This window comes from Burkholderia sp. AU6039 (assembly GCF_002223365.1).
GTDB lineage: Bacteria > Pseudomonadota > Gammaproteobacteria > Burkholderiales > Burkholderiaceae > Burkholderia.
Genome location: NZ_NKFK01000003.1, coordinates 1,539,802 through 1,557,189 on the forward strand (window position 1 = coordinate 1,539,802; position 17,388 = coordinate 1,557,189).

The 17,388-nt window shown below is 64.7% G+C and carries 21 protein-coding genes; 8 read left to right on the top strand and 13 right to left on the bottom strand.

The window, feature by feature from the left end; all coding sequences use genetic code 11:
- Positions 1–24 precede the first annotated feature (24 nt).
- Both CFB39_RS09790 and fetB read left to right on the top strand, forming a co-directional pair.
- Positions 25–726 carry an ATP-binding cassette domain-containing protein gene (locus CFB39_RS09790; RefSeq protein ID WP_089425537.1) on the top strand — a complete coding sequence of 234 codons (702 nt, stop codon included), beginning with the start codon at positions 25–27 and terminating at the stop codon, positions 724–726.
- Entirely contained in the window at positions 723–1,526 is an 804-nt protein-coding gene (gene fetB / locus CFB39_RS09795) for an iron export ABC transporter permease subunit FetB (protein WP_039357836.1), read from the top strand. The genes CFB39_RS09790 and fetB overlap by 4 nt, the downstream gene beginning before the upstream one ends.
- 41 nt (positions 1,527–1,567) lie before the next feature.
- Here the strand turns inward: fetB and CFB39_RS09800 are convergent, their stop codons facing one another.
- The 3 genes from CFB39_RS09800 to CFB39_RS09810 all read right to left on the bottom strand — a co-directional run bounded on the left by CFB39_RS09800 (position 1,568) and on the right by CFB39_RS09810 (position 4,012).
- Positions 1,568–2,041 (bottom strand): PliI family lysozyme inhibitor of I-type lysozyme, encoded by a 474-nt coding sequence (locus tag CFB39_RS09800; RefSeq protein ID WP_089472903.1) that lies wholly within the window; start codon positions 2,039–2,041, stop codon positions 1,568–1,570.
- A 243-nt stretch (positions 2,042–2,284) separates the two neighbouring features.
- Positions 2,285–2,836, bottom strand: a complete 552-nt coding sequence (locus tag CFB39_RS09805) for a DUF6013 family protein (protein ID WP_089473263.1) — start codon at positions 2,834–2,836, stop codon at positions 2,285–2,287.
- Between the two features lie 159 nt (positions 2,837–2,995).
- The gene (locus CFB39_RS09810) at positions 2,996–4,012 is read right to left on the bottom strand and encodes a zinc-binding alcohol dehydrogenase family protein (RefSeq protein ID WP_089472904.1); all 1,017 of its coding nucleotides are present in this window, start codon (positions 4,010–4,012) and stop codon (positions 2,996–2,998) included.
- A 122-nt stretch (positions 4,013–4,134) separates the two neighbouring features.
- On the opposite strand from CFB39_RS09810, the gene CFB39_RS09815 reads away from it, so the two are divergent.
- Positions 4,135–5,076: a LysR family transcriptional regulator gene (locus CFB39_RS09815; protein WP_089472905.1), complete on the top strand. Its 942-nt coding sequence runs from the start codon at positions 4,135–4,137 to the stop codon at positions 5,074–5,076.
- A gap of 166 nt (positions 5,077–5,242) precedes the next feature.
- The gene (gene serB, locus CFB39_RS09820) at positions 5,243–6,088 is read left to right on the top strand and encodes a phosphoserine phosphatase SerB (RefSeq protein WP_089425542.1); all 846 of its coding nucleotides are present in this window, start codon (positions 5,243–5,245) and stop codon (positions 6,086–6,088) included.
- A gap of 87 nt (positions 6,089–6,175) precedes the next feature.
- Here serB and CFB39_RS09825 read toward each other — a convergent pair whose 3' ends face one another.
- From CFB39_RS09825 to rimO, 4 genes are all read right to left on the bottom strand, one after another.
- The gene (locus CFB39_RS09825) at positions 6,176–7,357 is read right to left on the bottom strand and encodes a cystathionine beta-lyase (RefSeq protein WP_069248082.1); all 1,182 of its coding nucleotides are present in this window, start codon (positions 7,355–7,357) and stop codon (positions 6,176–6,178) included.
- 113 nt (positions 7,358–7,470) lie between these two features.
- A complete protein-coding gene (locus CFB39_RS09830) occupies positions 7,471–8,013 on the bottom strand; it encodes a hypothetical protein (RefSeq protein WP_089472906.1) in 543 nt (180 codons plus the stop codon).
- Between the two features lie 110 nt (positions 8,014–8,123).
- Positions 8,124–9,050 carry a sugar kinase gene (locus CFB39_RS09835; RefSeq protein ID WP_089472907.1) on the bottom strand — a complete coding sequence of 309 codons (927 nt, stop codon included), beginning with the start codon at positions 9,048–9,050 and terminating at the stop codon, positions 8,124–8,126.
- 3 nt (positions 9,051–9,053) lie between these two features.
- Positions 9,054–10,439, bottom strand: a complete 1,386-nt coding sequence (gene rimO, locus CFB39_RS09840; RefSeq protein WP_089472908.1) for a 30S ribosomal protein S12 methylthiotransferase RimO — start codon at positions 10,437–10,439, stop codon at positions 9,054–9,056.
- Positions 10,440–10,453: 14 nt separating this feature from the next.
- On the opposite strand from rimO, the gene CFB39_RS09845 reads away from it, so the two are divergent.
- Positions 10,454–12,121, top strand: coding sequence for a recombinase family protein (locus tag CFB39_RS09845; protein WP_089472909.1), 1,668 nt, complete (start codon positions 10,454–10,456; stop codon positions 12,119–12,121).
- 238 nt (positions 12,122–12,359) lie between these two features.
- On the top strand, positions 12,360–13,022 hold the full coding sequence (locus CFB39_RS09850) for a HEPN domain-containing protein (RefSeq protein WP_089472910.1): 663 nt from the start codon (positions 12,360–12,362) through the stop codon (positions 13,020–13,022).
- A 42-nt stretch (positions 13,023–13,064) separates the two neighbouring features.
- Here CFB39_RS09850 and CFB39_RS09855 read toward each other — a convergent pair whose 3' ends face one another.
- Entirely contained in the window at positions 13,065–13,706 is a 642-nt protein-coding gene (locus CFB39_RS09855; protein WP_089472911.1) for an SOS response-associated peptidase, read from the bottom strand.
- 54 nt (positions 13,707–13,760) lie between these two features.
- On the opposite strand from CFB39_RS09855, the gene CFB39_RS09860 reads away from it, so the two are divergent.
- Complete coding sequence (locus CFB39_RS09860) at positions 13,761–14,252, top strand: hypothetical protein (protein WP_089472912.1); 492 nt, start codon at positions 13,761–13,763, stop codon at positions 14,250–14,252.
- Here CFB39_RS09860 and CFB39_RS09865 read toward each other — a convergent pair.
- The 4 genes from CFB39_RS09865 to CFB39_RS09880 are packed head-to-tail and all read right to left on the bottom strand — an operon-like array spanning position 14,249 to position 15,942.
- Positions 14,249–14,728, bottom strand: coding sequence for a DUF2514 family protein (locus CFB39_RS09865; RefSeq protein ID WP_089472913.1), 480 nt, complete (start codon positions 14,726–14,728; stop codon positions 14,249–14,251). The two genes, CFB39_RS09860 and CFB39_RS09865, sit on opposite strands and share 4 nt — an antisense overlap.
- Positions 14,725–15,273, bottom strand: a complete 549-nt coding sequence (locus CFB39_RS09870) for a hypothetical protein (protein ID WP_089472914.1) — start codon at positions 15,271–15,273, stop codon at positions 14,725–14,727. The genes CFB39_RS09865 and CFB39_RS09870 overlap by 4 nt, the downstream gene beginning before the upstream one ends.
- Entirely contained in the window at positions 15,270–15,767 is a 498-nt protein-coding gene (locus CFB39_RS09875; protein ID WP_089472915.1) for a lysozyme, read from the bottom strand. The genes CFB39_RS09870 and CFB39_RS09875 overlap by 4 nt, the downstream gene beginning before the upstream one ends.
- Positions 15,760–15,942 (bottom strand): hypothetical protein, encoded by a 183-nt coding sequence (locus CFB39_RS09880; protein ID WP_006495243.1) that lies wholly within the window; start codon positions 15,940–15,942, stop codon positions 15,760–15,762. Before CFB39_RS09880 ends, CFB39_RS09875 begins: the two co-directional genes overlap by 8 nt.
- A gap of 128 nt (positions 15,943–16,070) precedes the next feature.
- On the opposite strand from CFB39_RS09880, the gene CFB39_RS09885 reads away from it, so the two are divergent.
- Positions 16,071–17,177, top strand: a complete 1,107-nt coding sequence (locus CFB39_RS09885; protein ID WP_089472916.1) for an acyltransferase — start codon at positions 16,071–16,073, stop codon at positions 17,175–17,177.
- Here the strand turns inward: CFB39_RS09885 and CFB39_RS09890 are convergent.
- A complete protein-coding gene (locus CFB39_RS09890; protein ID WP_089472917.1) occupies positions 17,174–17,386 on the bottom strand; it encodes a hypothetical protein in 213 nt (70 codons plus the stop codon). The two genes, CFB39_RS09885 and CFB39_RS09890, sit on opposite strands and share 4 nt — an antisense overlap.
- Positions 17,387–17,388 lie beyond the last annotated feature (2 nt).

A 17,388-nucleotide genomic window follows, 5' to 3' on the forward strand; every position in this document is an offset into this window, starting at 1 on the left:
TTAACGCTTTTTTTCATTTGTGACATGACAGCCCCCACCGGCCTCATCGATGCAGCGCGCATCACGCGGCGCGATGCCAGCAGCGGCAAGACCCTGCTCGCCCCGACCGATTTCAGCCTCGCGGCGGGATCGCGAATTGCTATCACCGGGCCGTCCGGGTCGGGCAAGAGCGTGCTGCTGCGCGCGCTCGCGCTGCTCGACCCGCTCGACGGCGGCCACATCCTGTGGCGCGGCAAACGGATCCGGCGCAATGCGATCCCGCGTTACCGCCGCAGCGTCGCCTATGTACGCCAGCGCCCCGCGCAGATGGACGGCACCGTCGAATCGCAACTGCGCTATCCGTATTCGCTCGCAATCTATCGCGACGTTGCGTTCGATCGCGCGCGCGCCGAAGCGCTCGCCGCGCAGGCCGGCCGGGGTCCCGACTTTCTCGACAAGCGCGCGAGCGACCTGTCCGGCGGCGAAGCGCAGATCACCGCGCTGCTGCGCGTGCTGCAGCTCGACCCCGACGTGCTGCTGCTCGACGAGCCGACGTCCGCGCTCGACCCCGAATCGGCGCGCGCGATCGAGGCGCTCGTCGGCGCATGGTTCGACGCGGCGCCCGACGCCCGCGCGTACTTGTGGATCTCGCACGATCCGGCCCAGGCCGCGCGGATCGGCACGATGCGGCTCGTGATGCAGGCCGGCGTGATGCACGTCGCCAACCCGACGGAGGCCGCGCAATGAGCCCCGCCCTGCAGGACCTGAGCCTCGTCGACGTCGGCATCGCCGCCGCGCTCGTCGCGGTCAACGGCGCGATCTCGATGGCCCTGTCGCTCGGCCTCGGCCGCAAGCTCGCGCTCGCGGCCGTGCGCACCGTCGTGCAGTTGCTCGCGATCGGCTACGTGCTCGGCTGGGTGTTCGGTCATCCTCACTGGTACATCGTGCTGCCGCTCACCGCGCTGATGACGCTGATCGCCGGGTTCGCCGGCGCGGGGCGCGGCAAGCGCACGTATCGCGGCCAGCGCATCGACAGCATCGCGTCGATCTGGTTCAGCAGCTGGTTCGTCGCGGCGGTCGGCCTGTTCGTCGTGATCCGCATCCACCCTTGGTATGCGCCGCAATACGCGATTCCGATCCTCGGGATGATTCTCGGCAACACGCTCACGGGCGTGTCGCTCGGTGTCGAGCGGATGATGGAGGAACTCACGGCGCGCCGCGACCGCGTCGAAACCGCGCTGGCGCTCGGCGCGACGCGCTGGGAAGCCGCGCAGGACGCCGCGCGCCAGGCCGTGCGCGCCGGCATGCTGCCGACGCTGAACCAGATGGCCGTCGTCGGCGTCGTGAGCCTGCCGGGGATGATGACGGGCCAGGTGCTGGCCGGCCAGTCGCCGCTGCAGGCCGTGCGCTACCAGATCGTGATCATGTTCCTGATCGCCGCGGCCTCCGCGCTCGGCACCGTCGGCGCGGTGCTGATGACCTATCGCCGGCTGTTCTCGGCGGATCACCGCTTTCTCGCCGCGCGGCTCGAAGAACGCGCGCACTGACACGCGGCCCCATCGCGCGATGCGTTCGCGCGGTTCGCCAGTCAGCGCGCGCTGCGGCGCTTGCCGAGCGCCTGCCGCAACGCGGCTGCGATATCCGTGTCCGGCGCGAGCCCGTCGACCGACGCGACGAGCCTTACCGCACGCGGTGTCGTCACATAGGCCTGCGCGCCGACATAGCCGCCGCTGCCGGCCGAGCGCGTCGTCACGACGAGCGCCTGTGGCGCACGTGCGCCGAGGTCGGCCGTGAATGCATCGGTGACCGTACCATCACGCGCATGCAGCGTGCCCGTCACGTAATCATCGGTATCGAAGCCGGGGGCGGCATGCGCGGTCGAATACACGCGCACCGCGTAGCTGCCGGTCGAGCACGGTTCGAGCGCGCCGCTCGACACGACCGCCACCTGCTGCTGCGACGGCAGCCCGACTTTCTTCACGAAGCCGCAATCGTCGGCCGCGTGCGCGTGCGCGGCGACGAACGCAATGGCGTACAGCAACGCGCGCATTCGGTATTTCATCGGGATGTCGTGACAGGAAGGTGATGATGCGGGCGAGCATAGCGTGACATTCGCATGACGTCATGCGGGTCGCTATGCGACGCTGTCGCACGGCGAACGACGAACGGCTGCCATGCCGTTGAAGCAGGTCGCAAGAAAGCATGGTGACGGCGACACGAAACGGTCACGTGTCGCCGCGTGGTATTGCAGCAAGTCGAATCCGTTGCGCGCGCACCCGCTCCGACGCCGGCCCGCACGCGCCGCTCAACGCTTGATCGACACCGTCACCTTCGAACCATCGCTCATCGTGACGGACTTCGACCCGCCGTTGGTCGGGATCGACACCCACTTCACCTGGCTCACCGACACGACGTCCGGACACTGCAGCGACTTGCCGCCGGCCGTCACGTTGCGCGTGCCTTTCGGCGCGGCCGCCTGGAAGCTCAGCTGCACGTTGGCGACCCCCTTCGCGTCGATCGACGGCGCGAGCCGCACCTGGGTCTGGCGCACCATCGCGCCGTTCTCGTCGCGCGGCAGGTTGTCGGCGTTCGGGCAACCGTCCGGCATCGCGACCGCCCCGCTCGGCGGCACCGACTTCCAGTTGAAGTCGTCCGTCTCGCCCGAGCGGATCTTGCGGGTCTCCTGCGTATTGCCGAAGCTCTTCGAGTCGACCTTGACGGTGTATTCGAGCTGCCCGGTACCGCCGCCCTTCAGGCTGCCCTTGACCGGCGGCGCCGCGAATACGCTCGCGCTGACGCACGCCGCCGCGAACACGACCGACCACGTTGCGGCGACTGACAAGCTGCGTTGGCTCATGCTGACCTCCTTGGTATGCGGCGGCACGCGCGTGCCGCGCGGTTTTCGATGCATGATGCGCTGCCAGTCTACCGCCAAGCGGGATGCAATGCGCCGCAAACGCATCGGGTGTTACCCCGCTTGCGTTCGCGGCGCCGCAACCTTACATGCGAGGCCGGCTCAGAAGCCGCTCAGCACGAGCTTGCCGATCGAACGCCCGGCCTCGAGCAGCTGGTGCGCGCGCCGCACGTTCGCCGCGTTGATCGTGCCGAGCTGCTCGCCGACCGTGGTGCGCAGCGTGCCGCCGTCGACGAGCCGCGCGACTTCGCCGAGGATCCGGTGCTGCTCGATCATGTCCGGCGTCTCGAACATGGCGCGCGTGAACATGAATTCCCAATGAAACGCCGCGCTCTTCGCCTTCAGCAGTTCGACCGGCACCGGCTTGTCGTTCTCGACGATCGTGCAAATGCCGCCCTGCGGCCGGATGACCTCCGCAGCGGCAGGAAAGTGACGATCCGTGTCGTTGAAAATCAGCACGTAGTCGACGTTCGAATACCCGGCCTCGCGCAGCTGCGCAGGCAGGTCGCCGAAATGGTCGACCACCGCGTCCGCGCCCAGCGAGCGCACCCACTCGGCCGACGCCGGTCGCGACGCGGTCGCGATCACGTGCAGCTTGCCGAGCGCCTTCGCGAGCTGGATCGCGATCGAACCCACGCCCCCCGCGCCGCCGATGATCAGCACCGACTTGCCGGCGTCCGCGCCCTGCGGCGACACGCGAAGCCGGTCGAACAGCGCTTCCCACGCGGTCAGCGCGGTGAGCGGCAGCGCGGCGGATGCGGCGAAATCGAGCGTGCGCGGCTTCAGCGCGGCGATCCGCTCGTCGACCGTATGGAATTCGCTGTTCGCGCCCGGCCGCGTGATGCTGCCCGCGTAGAACACTTCGTCGCCGGGCCGGAACAGCGTGACGTCGGCGCCGACCGCGACCACCGTGCCGGCCGCATCCCAGCCGAGCACGCGCGGCGTGTCCTCGACCTGCGGCTTCGGCGCGCGCACCTTGAAGTCCACAGGGTTCACGGAAATCGCCTCGACCTTCACGAGCAGGTCGCGCGGGCCCGGCACGGGCTGCGGCAGCTCCACGTCGAGCAGCGCTTGCGGGTCGTCGATCGGCAGATAACGGGTCAGTCCAACGGCTTTCATCACGACACTCCTTCAGGAAATCCTGTGGGCCGCGGCGCAGCCCCATGAACGTCATCGTAGGCAACCCGATCATTCGCGAAAAGCGCTATATTTCCTGAAACATTTTCAGGAATTTCAGAATAATGGCCTCCGATCCGATTCCGGCCCCGGATAAACCGCTCGATCTGCTCGACGTCGCGCTGTTCGTGCGCGCGGCGCTGCTCGCGAACGTCACCGCCGCCGGCCGTGAATTCGGTGTGTCGGCCGCGGTCGCGAGCGCGCGCATCGCGCAGCTCGAACGCCAGCTCGGCGCGCGGCTGCTGCACCGCACCACGCGCCGCATCAGCCTCACGCAGGACGGCGAAGTCTTCATGGCGCACGCCGACACGCTGCTGTCGGCCGCCGATGCCGCGCGCGCATCGGTCGGCCACGGCCGCTCCGAGCCGTACGGGCGGCTGAAGGTGTCGATGTCCTCGTCGTTCGGCCGCCAGCATGTCGCGCCGGTGATTCCCGCGTTCCTGCGCCGCTATCCGTCCGTGTCGCTGGACCTGCGGCTGTCGGACGAGATCGTCGACCTCGTCGACGACGGCTACGACGTCGCGATCCGCCTCGGCGCGCTGAAGGATTCGACGCTCGTCGCGCGCAAGCTCGCCACGAACCGCCGCGTGCTGTGCTGCTCGCCCGCGTATCTCGCCGAACACGGCACGCCGCGCCATCCAGCCGACCTCGCACAGCACGAGTGCGTGATCCTCGGCGACCAGCGCGACTGGTCGTTCGCCACGCCGCAAGGCCCGCTCACCGTGCGGGTCGGAGGCCGGCTCGTCGCGAGCAACGGCGAGGCGATCCGCGAAGCGCTCGTCGACGGCTTCGGGATCGCGATCAAGTCGACCTGGGACGTCGGCCCGCTGCTCGCGAGCGGCGCGCTCGTCACGGTGCTCGACGACTATCCGTTCGCGGAAGACATCGCGATCTGGGCCGTCTACCCGAGCCGCGCGCACGTTCCGCTGAAGACGCTCGCCTTCATCACGTTCCTGGCCGAGCATTTCGGCGACCCGCCGTACTGGGATCGCGCGGACGGGTCATGACCGCCCCGCCGCGCACGGTTTCGATCCTCACCCGACCGCCGCGTGCGGCCAACCGGCTACAATGGCGCGTTCGCCACGCACGGGCCCGCCGCCGGACAGGGCCCGCACCGGCAGGCGGCCGCCGTTGGCCGCAGACGCATTTCATTCGCTTCCCAACCATCCCGTCATGACCCACAACCTCGTCATCCAGAGTCTTGCGCCGCTGTCGGACACCCATCACAAACCGCTGCTCGCGCTGTCGCGCGGCACCCGCATCGTGCAGACCGACGATCATGCGCTGCGGATCGACAACGCGAACCCGGCGCAGCGCCTCGACATCGATGCCTACTGCGGCACGCACGCGCTCGACTTCGCGTTCGTCGAGGCCGGCCTCTCGCTCGGCGATTTCGGGCTCGCCGTGATGGACATGGATTCGACGCTGATCACGATCGAGTGCATCGACGAGATCGCCGATTTCTGCGGGCTGAAAACGCAGGTCGCCGAGATCACCGAAGCGTCGATGCGCGGCGAGATCCGCGACTTCAACGAAAGCCTCACGCGCCGCGTCGCGCTGCTGGCCGGGCTCGACGCGCACGCGCTCGAACGTGTGTACGAGGAACGGCTGCAACTGTCGCCGGGCGCCGAGAAGATGCTCGCCGGCGTGAAGGCCGCCGGCATGAAGACGCTGCTCGTGTCGGGCGGCTTCACGTTCTTCACCGAACGGCTGAAGGCGCGCCTCGGCCTCGACTACGCGCATGCGAACACGCTCGAGATCGTCGACGGCAAGCTGACCGGCAAGGTGCTCGGCGAGATCGTCAACGCCGACGTGAAGGCGCGCCTGCTGCGCGAGACGTGCGCGTCGCTCGGCCTCGAGCCGCGCCGCGCGATCGCGATGGGCGACGGCTCGAACGACTTGAAGATGATGGCCGAAGCCGGGCTGTCGGTCGCGTACCACGCGAAGCCCGTCGTGCGCGATGCGGCGACGGTCGCGTTCGATCACGTCGGCCTCGACGGGCTGCTGCGGCTGTTCTGATCCCGCGGCATCCGAAATGAAAAACGCCGGCGCGATGCAACATCGCGCCGGCGTCTTGTTTTTCTGCCGAACGTTGTCGGCGGGCGATCAGCCCAGCGCAGCCTGCATCGCGCGCTCGATGTCCGCACGCAGGTCGCCCTCGTCTTCCAGGCCGACATAGAAACGCACCAGCGTGCCGCGATGCGCCCAGTCCGGACGCATCGACGCGACGTCGTAAGGCATCGCGAGGCTGCACGCGCCGCCCCAACTCCAGCCGATCGCGAACAGCTCGAGCGACTCGACGAAGCGGTCGACCTGCTCCGCACTGTAGCGTTCGTCGAACACCACCGAGAACAACCCGCCCGCGCCGGTGAAATCGCGCATGAACGACGCGTGCCCCGGGCAATCGGCGATCTGCGGGTGCAATACCGCCGCGATCTCCGGCCGCGCCTTCAGCCATTGCGCGAGCGCAAGCGCGCTCTTGCTGTGCGCGTCGAAACGCACCTGCATGCTGGGCAGGCTGCGCAGCACGAGCGAGCAATCGTCGACCGACACGCCGACACCGCAGCGCATCCGCGCGAGCTTCAGCTGCGCATGCAGCGCCGCGTTCGCGGTGATCGTCGCCCCCATCAGCACGTCGCTGCCGCCCGACTGGTACTTGGTCAGCGCCTGCACCGAGATGTCGACGCCGTGTTCGAACGGCTTGAACGCGAGCCCGGCCGAAAAGGTGTTGTCGATCGCGGTAACGATGCCGCGCGCCTTCGCGGCCGCCGTGATCGCCTGCACGTCCGGCACTTCCATCGTCACCGAGCCGGGCGCCTCGATCCAGATCAGCCGCGTGTTCGGCTGGATCAGGTCGGCAATGCCGGCGCCGATCAGCGGATCGTAGAAGCGCGCGGTGATGCCGAAATCCTTCGCGAGCCAGTTGCCGAAATCGGCGTTCGGCCCGTACACGTTGTGCGGAATCAGCACGTCGTCGCCGGCTTTCACGATCCCGAAGTAGACATTCATGATCGCCGCGAGGCCCGACGGCTGCAGCAGCGCATGCGTGCCGCCCTCGATCTCGGCAAGCCGCTGCGCGAGCGCGAGCGACGTCGGCGTCGCATGCAGGCCGTAGCGCCACTGGTTGTCGTTGTGCCAGACGAGTGCACGCATCGTCGCGAGATCGGGAAACACGACCGTCGACGCGCGCGCGACCGGCGGCACGAACGAACGGAAGCCTTCCGGGATCACGTCGTCGGGTTGAACGATGCGGGTTTGCAGTGCGCGCTTGGGAGTGGATGCAGTCATGACGGGAAGCCGGGCACGAGGCCGTTCGGTTGCGGAATATGCAGCTAGATTAGCCAAAATCGGCGCAATTGGCCCGGTACAATGCGCGCCGCATGCACCGAGCCAGCGCGGGTTCAGTCGTCGGTGCGCAGATTGACGACGCCGCCCACCGTCTCGATTTCCTGCACGCGGCCGTCGCGCACCTGCAGCGCCGCACGCTTGCCCGGCGCGAGACGCAGCACGACGGGCTGCGGATCCGACTCGTCAGAATTCATCCGGTCGGCCTTCAGGGCACCCGTCGCGTCGAAGCGGCCGATCCACACGCCCGTGATGTTCGTGCCGTCGTTCGATTCCTCGATTTCGAGCGTGTCGCCGTCGCGATCGCCCGCGAGCAGCACGACCTCGCCCGTATCGGCGAACTGGTATTCGCCGTGCACGCCTTCCTCGTCCGTCTTCGGGCCGAGATGCACGACGATCGGCCGGTCACCGAGCGTGCCTTCGTAGCGCGGCAGGCGGGCGAACTCGGGATTCGGCTTCAGCGGCCGCGCCGTTGCCGGTTCATCCTGCTGCGCGCCCGGCGCGACAGCCTGCGCCGCGACGACGCCCGGCATCACCATGCCCGCCGCCAGCGCGCCCGCGACGACGAGCGCCCGTTGCCATTGCGAATATCGACCCACCGTGTGTTGCTCCTTGCTTCAGATTCGCTCGAAAATCGCGGCGATGCCCTGCCCGCCGCCCATGCACATCGTCACGAGCGCCTTGCCGTGGCCGGTGTGCGCATGCCGCGTCAGCCCTGCATCAGGCGCTCCACCGCATCGCGGTGCGGAATCGGCGCAACCGCGCCGTAGCCCGTCGTCGAGAGTGCCGCCGCCGCGTTCGCATAACGCGCCGCCGCGAACGGATCGTCGCCCGCGACGATCCGCGCGACGAACGCACCGCCGAAGCAGTCGCCCGCGCCCGTCGCGTCGACGGCTTCGACCGCGAAGCCCGGCACGACGCGCCGCTCGTTCGGCGTCGCCACATATGCGCCTTCCTTGCCGAGCTTCAACGCGACGACCTGCGGCCCGTGTTCGAGCATCGCATCGACGATCGCATCGCGATCATTCGCGCCGGTGAGCGCCGTCACGTCGTCCCAGCTGGGCAGGCAGATGTCGGTCTGGCGCAGCGCCTCGCGCATCACCGCGCGGGCGCGCGGCAGCGGCCACAGCTTCAGCCGCAGATTCGTGTCGAAGCTGACCTTCGCGCCGTTACGGCGCGCGTGGTCGATCCCCGCGAACGCGGCGTCGCACGCGGCCGTGCTGATCGCCAGGCTGATGCCCGACAGGTGCACGGCTTTCGCGGCAGCCAGTGCGTCGAGCGGCAGATCACCTGTTGCATAACGGCTCGCCGCCGAGCCCGCACGCAGGTAGTCGAACTGGTGACCATCGGCGCCGTGCGTGACGAAATACACGCCGGTCGGCGCCGTGCGGTCGATCCGCACGTACGTCGTGTCGACGCGTTCCGCGCGCCACATGTCGGCCAGCAGGCGGCCGAACGGATCGTCGCCGATCGCCGACACGAAGCCCGTCGATGCGCCCTGGCGCGCGGCGGCGATGCAGAAGTTCGACGTGTCGCCGCCGAAGCCCTGCAGGAATTCAGGCCGGCCCGGCTGCGACTGGTTGAATTCGATCATCGCCTCGCCAAGCGCGAGGATCTCCGGAAATGCGGCGGCCATCGCTTACACCTCGCCCCACAGATCGTGGCCGTCGGCGCCCGTGATCTTCACGGACACGAAATCGCCGACCTTGTAGCGCTTCGATGCCTTCGCCGCCGGCTCGACATAGACGACCCCGTCGATCTCCGGCGCATCGGCCGCCGTGCGGCCGATCCCGCCTTCCTCGCTGACTTCGTCGATCAGCACCTTGAGCGTCTTGCCGACCTTGCGCTGGATGCGGTTCGCCGACACTTCCTCGGCAACTTCCATGAAGCGCGCGCGGCGTTCCTCGCGGACTTCATCCGGCAGCGCGCCGTCGAGTTCGTTCGCGGTCGCGCCTTCGACCGGCGAATACGCGAAGCAGCCGACGCGATCGAGTTCCGCTTCGCGGATGAAGTCGAGCAGCGTTTCGAACTGCTCTTCCGTCTCGCCGGGGAAGCCCGCGATGAACGTGCTGCGAATCGTCAGGTCCGGACAGATCTCGCGCCACTTCTGCACGCGCTCGAGCACCTTCTCGGCGTTCGCCGGACGCTTCATGCGCTTCAGCACTTCCGGGTGCGCGTGCTGGAACGGCACGTCGAGGTACGGCAGCACGTGGCCCTTGAACGGGCCTTCGGCCATCAGCGGAATCACTTCGTCGACGCTCGGATACGGATACACGTAGTGCAGGCGCACCCATGCGCCGTACTGCGCGGCGAGTTCGCCGAGCGCGGCGACCAGGTCGGTCATGCGCGTCTTGATCGGCTTGCCGTTCCAGAAACCCGTGCGGTACTTCACGTCGACGCCGTACGCGCTCGTGTCCTGCGAGATCACGAGCAGTTCCTTCACGCCCGACTTGAACAGGTTCTCGGCTTCCAGCATCACTTCCGCGACCGGGCGCGACACGAGGTCGCCGCGCATCGACGGGATGATGCAGAACGTGCAGCGGTGGTTGCAGCCTTCGGAGATCTTCAGGTACGCGTAGTGGCGCGGCGTGAGCTTGATGCCGGCCGCGGGCACGAGATCGGTGAACGGGTCGTGCGGCTTCGGCAGGTGCGAATGCACGGCCTGCATCACTTCGCCCACTGCGTGCGGGCCGGTGACGGCGAGCACCTTCGGGTGGACTTCCTCGATCAGGTTCGAACCGCTGGCGCTCGACTTGGCGCCGAGACAGCCGGTGACGATCACCTTGCCGTTCTCGGTCAGCGCTTCGCCGATCGCGTCGAGGCTTTCCTGCACGGCTTCGTCGATGAAGCCGCAGGTGTTCACGACGACGAGGTCGGCACCGTCGTAGGTGCCGGAGATTTCATAACCTTCGGCGCGCAGTTGCGTGATGATCTGTTCGGAGTCGACGAGCGCCTTCGGGCACCCGAGGGATACCATACCTATACGCGGTGCCGGAGCGGGAGCCGGTGTAATTTTCTGAGACATCTGGAGTGTGGGGCGTGGCAGCAAAAGCGAGAGTTTACAGCTATTTACGGTTCAGCGACCCAAAACAAGCGGCCGGCGGCAGCGTCGATCGCCAGCTTGAGTACGCCGCGCGCTGGGCGGCCGACAACGAGATGGAGCTTGATGCGTCCCTATCACTCCGGGACGAAGGGCTGTCGGCGTACCACCAGCGCCATGTGAGGCAAGGCGCGCTTGGCGTATTCCTGCGTGCTGTCGAGGATGATCAGGTGCCGGCCGGCTCCGTACTGATCGTTGAGGGTCTGGATCGGTTGAGCCGCGCCGAGCCGCTGCAGGCACAGGCGCAGCTCGCGCAGATCGTGAACGCCGGCATCACGGTCGTGACGGCCAGCGATGGCCGCGAATACAACCGCGAGCGCCTGAAGGCGCAGCCGATGGACCTCGTATACAGCCTGCTGGTAATGATCCGCGCGCACGAAGAGTCGGACACGAAGAGCAAGCGGGTGAAGGCAGCGATCCGCCGGCAGTGCCAGGGCTGGATCGCAGGCACGTGGCGAGCGCCGATCCGCGTCGGAAAGGATCCGCATTGGGTGAGGGAAACGGAGGCCGGCCGGTTCGAACTGGCCGAGGATCGGGCGGCCGCGGTACGCCTCGTCATTGAAATGTTCAAGCAAGGCCACGGCGCGGTCAGGATCGTGCGCGAACTCGCCGACCGCGAGCTCAAGATAACGGACAGCGGCCGATCGGCATCGAGCCACATCTATCGGCTGCTGGCAAATCGAATGCTGATCGGCGAGAAGTCCGTCGAAGTGGATGGGGAAACGTTCCGGCTTGAGGGCTACTACCCGGCCCTGCTAACGGCCGCCGAATTCGCCGACCTGCGATACCTGGCCGAGCAGCGCGGACGGCGCAAGGGCAAGGGAGAAATCCCCGGCGTCGTAACGGGGCTCGGCATCACCTACTGCGGCTACTGCGGTGCCGCGATCGTCGCGCAGAACATCATGGGACGCCGGCGGGCCGCCGACGGACGCCCATACCCCGGCCACCGCCGGCTGCACTGTGTTACGTACAGCCAGAGCGCCGGGTGCAAGGTCAGCGGAAGTTGCAGCGTCGTACCGGTCGAACGGGCCTTGATGCTGTATTGCTCAGACCAGATAAATTTGACGCGCCTGCTGGAGGGCGACTCTGGGACGGTGTCGCTCGCCGCGCAGTTGGCCGGCGCTCGGCAACGCGTCGCCGAGCTCGAGGCTCAGGTCCAGCGCGTCACGAACGCATTGCTATTCGACGACGGTGAGGCGCCGGCCTCGGTGTTGCGGCGCGTACGCGAGCTCGAAAGTCAGCTTGTGAGCGAGCGACGGGAGGTCGATACGTTCGAGCACCAACTCGCCGCGTCGGCATCGAACGTCGCGCCGGCTGCAGCAGACGCGTGGCGGGAACTGGTGAACGGGGTCGAGCAGCTCGACTACGACGCTCGAATGTTGGCGCGCCAACTCGTCGCAGACACCTTCTCGAAGATCGTCGTGTTCCAGTCTGGATTCCGCCCGGATGATGACGACGGGACTATCGGACTATTGCTGATCGCAAAGCGCGGCACCATACGCATGCTTCACGTCGACCGAAAGACTGGCGAATGGCGAGCGGCACAAGAACACGACCTCGCGGAGGACACCCTTCCATTCGGTTTAGGCAATGCAGAACCGGCATAAGCGTCTCGATGGCCGCTCACCCACGACGACAGGAATCACGATCCCAATTCATTACCAAAAAGAATCATATAGTTACATCGAAGCATTGAAATTTGCGCAGTTCTGAGATCCTTGCTCAGCGACCTACAACATCGTCATCTTCTACAAATTTTTGGCCCTTGCCGCGGCACTTTGATACGATGCGCCAATCGCACGCCAACCGTCGCGATGTAGTGAAATCACATGCCCGGAGACCATAATGCCAAATTTCAACGATCCCTTGGAAGTAGAAAGGATATTGATTTTCAATCGAGACGCAAAGCTACAATATCCCGACGCAATCAATATGCCTAGCATCACAGAAAAAACAAAATCAGATTACAGGCAAGAGAAGGAAAACGCAACCGCATCAGATTACCTCGCATTCGCTGAGCAACACTATGCAATCGCAAGACTACTAATGCATTTCTCGCTATGGGAATATGGATCATACTGCGGCCAGCAGATGATTGAAACCTATCTCAAGGCGTATATCAAAGAGAAAGGGCAAACCCCCAAAGACATCCACGACCTGCGGGATATTCTTCAGATATGCAGGGAACTTGATCCATCACAACCATTCATAAATGGAGAGCACATTGAGATCATCGCCGATATGTTCAATCCATTTAATGAATTTCCGCGCTACCCTGTTTTTAAAAAAGGACCGTCCGGTGGAGTGGGGACAGTATATCCAGAAAACATTTACACCCTAGACTACTTCGCATTTAAAATGCGCGAGATCGTTCACACTCCGGATAATCGCTCAAGCTTATTCAAGGATGGTCACTATAAATTCGGCACACTGACAAGCAGGTATCCGGACATCTATCGTTTGATCACAGATAAAAATATTAATTTTCAGATTCAAGAGCAATCGTGATCCTATAATCTGTGCGCCGGCATCAGTCATCCGGAAAATCGGTTAAGACGTTGCCGGCTCAGCAACCATCTCGTCAGCCGGATAGAGCTGCAGCATCGCGCGCGCTGCGTCGACGTTCGTCGTGTGCAGCCATTCGTCATAGTCGGCCGGACACAGGATCACGACAGATCGCTTCTCGTCGCCGATGCGGTGCATGTGCTTCATCACCGCGTGCTCGTCGGCGTTCACCGTCAGCATCGCCATCGCGAGCGTTTCGGCGCCGTCCGCGCCGCGCCACGCGCGCCAGATACCAGCGACGCAGTATGGCTGCCACTCGCCCACGCCGATCCGGAAGCGCACGTGCTTCCCGCTCTCCCAGTTCGGTTCATAGACCCACGCCGCTGGGATCAGGCAACGCTGCCCGGCACGCCATGCCGTGCGATACGCCGGCTTCTCGGCCACCGTCTCCGATCTCGCGTTCACGGTCATGAACTTCTTTCCAGCCGGCTGGAACGCCTTCGGCATCATCCCGAAGTTCGCAATCACCGCCTCCGCGCCCTCGCCGGCCGCACGCACGATCGGCGCGAGATAGTCGGGGTAGATCTCCGGCTTCCACGGGAAGTCCCGATACAGCTCGCTGAACGGTTGGATGTTCAGCTCTCGCAGCTCGTAGTCCTCATGCGGCGCCCGGTAGTTCGTACACATCGCCCCCTCCCCATTTTCTGCCCTTGACGGGACCAGCATATCTCAAAATATACTGTGTTTTTATACAGTGGTGGCGATGTGATCAAGCCGCAGTGGGCTTACATCTGGGAGTACGGATTCGAAGGCGATAAAAATCGCCTAAGGACGCCTGTCGAGCTCACAAAACAGGAGTTTGAACTTTGGATCGATGAGGACGAAAGGTCGACGTTCCTCGGCCCATGCTGGCCTATCGAGGCAACCCGGATCGATCGCAATCGAGTACCGATGACGGATCCGCGCTTCAAGATCAAGGCAACGATGCCCGAGTTCGATGCCCCCAACGATGCCGAGCTGCGCAGACTGTGGCGCGAGTACTCCGATCTTCAGGTACGTTGGCTGATCCTAGAGATCCTCGCGTTGCGCAAATCGCTCGAGCGCGTCGAAGAGTGGTATCAATACACCGACAAGAACGTCGCGAACAAAGGGGACTTGGCCGGCGCGCAGGGCCAGTTGCATCGGCTGATGCACTTACTTAGAGCAGAGATGAGGCGCGCCGGCATGCGCTAGCGTGCAGAAGCCGTCAAGGCATCGTAATCGCGCTCGCACTGCTGGCCGGCGATGCGGGCGCGGTCAGCGTACTCTGCCAGATCGCCCGCGCGCTGGTCAGCGCGGCCGAGCACGTCGGCAAGCAAATCGAGGGCGTCGCCGGCTGCCGGGCTTCCGGCGGAAGCGGCGGGATGGCGGGCGGCTGCGACGAGTTGGTCGACGCGCTGCTGCAGGCTGCCAGCGGCAGCGCGAGCAGCAAAAGCATCCGCGAGCGCGGCAGTGCGTTGTTGGTTCGCATCGTTTGCGATCTCCTGTTGAGCCGCGGTGCGGCGTTGTTCTTCGGCGCGCGCCGCGGTGACGGCGTCGAGCTGCGCCTTCTGAGCGGCGGCAGCCGTCGAGCGCATGCCGTCGGCGTGTCCCTTGAAGTAGCCGCCGGCCAGGCCGACGATGGCCGCCACGATGACGGTGAGCCAGACACGGGGATCGAACCAGGTCATTTGTGCTCCTTCGCGTGCAGCTGCTTCAGCTCGTCGGGCGAGTAGACGAAGCCCGGCAGCAGGAACGCCTGCACGCTCCAGACCGGGTCGCTTTCCTCGTGCCGGCCGTGATCCTTGCCCCGGTGATGGAGCGCGCACAGCAGCAGTTGGTTGTAGGTCGAGTCGACGAACGACTCGGGCCGCACCGGATCGAATGCCTCCCAGTCGAAACCCTGCGTCAACCGGATCACGTCCCAGATCGGGTGCTGGAGCGGAATCGGCACGATGCGCCGCAGCTTGTGGCTGAACATCGTGTCGCATTTGTTGAGCGCGACCTCGCGGATCCAATTCCAGTCGATCGCATGCGAGAACGCCCACTCGAAGAACCGGTGGTGCGACTCGACCGCTTGGTCGTCGCCGCACACCGCGCAGACGTAGCCGCCGGCCGCCTTCATCGATCGCTTGCTCGCGCGGAACGTTGCCGACTCGGTACGTGGCTCGTGATCCGGGTAGAACACGTCCTCGGACAACGTCCGTCGCGTCTCGTGAGTTTTCGTGGTCGTCATAGGCCGCGCTCGCAGAGTGCGCGCTCTTCCGCGCGTCGTTTCACCAGACCCGGCAGCACGCGGCCGCCGGCCGTCACCCACTGGGGCCGACCGTTGTCCGCCTCGTTCATCGCGCGGCACGCGCCCTTCCAGTCGCCCGCGTTGAACCGCTTCGCCGTCGTGCTGCCGCAGTACGCACCGGCGCCAACGTTGTAGGCGAAGCTCACGGCGGCCGCGAGCTGGTACGTGTGGCCCTTCAGGACCGGCGTGCACTTCAGGACCGGCTCGGCATGCTCGATGAGCCGTTCCTCGAGGCGAGCTCGACACTCGTCGGGCGTGAAGCGCTGGCCGGCGCGCACATCTTTCGTGTCGCCGTTGCACGCCGTGATGATCCCGATCGGGTCGGGCCGCGCGACGAGCTCGAGCCCCTCGAACTTCGGGACCATGGAAAAAAGAAGGGCTGCCGCAGCAGCCCCCACAACACCCGCCAGTGTCTTCTTCGGTACGTTAGCCATCGAGCAGTGCCCTCTTACCTTTGTTCTTGACCAGGTAGTACGCCTGCAGCCCGATGTACGCTATCGTCGCGACGGCTACCCACCAGTTGATGTCGTGGCCGGTCAGCCACAACCAGAAATTGCTTCCCACCGCCGGCGCCGCCTTGGCTGCGCTCACCGCGAGATCGTTCTTCATCGAGTCCCCGAAATGAAAAAGCCGCCCGAGGCGGCTGGTACTAGTTTCTTCATACGCTTACGATCACCACGTCCGAAAACTCATCTCGGATACAATCCGGCAAATTCGACACGAGACCCCATAGCGCGATGAACAGAAACGAACGGCTGCACGAACTGGACAGCCTCAGGGGATTAGCCGCAATCGGCGTGATCGCCTGGCACTACACAAACCATTTTCAAGCGTCGCCGTTCCCTGTCCTGATGGCCCCGTTCTACGGCCATGGGCTCCTACTCGTCGATTTTTTCTTCGTGCTTTCCGGCTTCGTGCTCGCTCGAACTTACTGGACCGATCGGCGCTCGTCGAATTTTTCTTCGAACCTTCGCGATCGGATCGCGCGCTTGTATCCGCTGCACATCGCCATGCTCTGCCTCGTGGCAATATTGCAATGGGTACTGGTGCATCGACTCAACTCGTCTCCGTTCATCTACACAATCAACGGCAAACGCGAATTCGTTCTCAATCTCTTGCTCCTCAACAGAACCGGGCTGGAACGAGGCTTTTCGTTCAATGCACCGTCGTGGTCGATCTCGGCAGAATTCGTTGTAAACGTGGTTTTCTTAGCCGTCGTCACCCTCCGGAGAAAGGCATCAATCGCACTCTTGGTGGCGGGATTCGGGATCGCGGTCGCTGCCATATCGCACAACGGCCTAATGAGTAACGCGAAATTCTTCGGCTTGAGTAACGACATCTTCAGGGCAACGTTCGGATTCTGTATCGGTGTCGGACTACTTCGCGTTAACACCACGCTCGACAGCATCTCGAGTCCGAAAATTGCCTACGACGTCCTCGCCCTTGCGTCAATTGCGAGCTTCCTTCTCTACTGTTCCAGCGCCAGATTTTCGAGCACTCTCGACCTTGCAGTTACGCTGATTTGCTTCCCTACGCTGATTGTTGGAGCAATGAGGGGGAGCGCCGTCAACAAGCTGCTGAAACTCCCGCCTCTCGTTTTTCTCGGCACCATCTCATACTCGATTTATCTGGTGCACTTTCCGTTGCAACTCGCCACCCACGTCTTCAGCGTCGCATCCGGTCACGCGTTGCCGTATAGCAGTCGCATCTTTTTCGTTGGCTTTGTGGCGGCAACCATCGTGCTCTCGTGGATGACCTACCGCACGATCGAACTTCCCGGCAAGAGCCTGATGAGGAAAATCATGGGGTGCCGTAGCCAAGCCACGGCGCCCCAGCAAGGCTAGACTGAGGCCTCGGCCTCGGCCTCGGCCTCGGTCGGAGACGGAAGACCGCACTGCGCGCCTCCCGCCTCCGCATAGAAGGTCGCCCATCGTTTGTCATCCGTATCAACAGTACCGAGATTTTCATATTGATCCGTATCCTGCGGGCAGTCGAAATACGAAATGATCGTGGACTCGGTCGAGTCGGAAAACTGCACATTGAGTGTCGTCATGG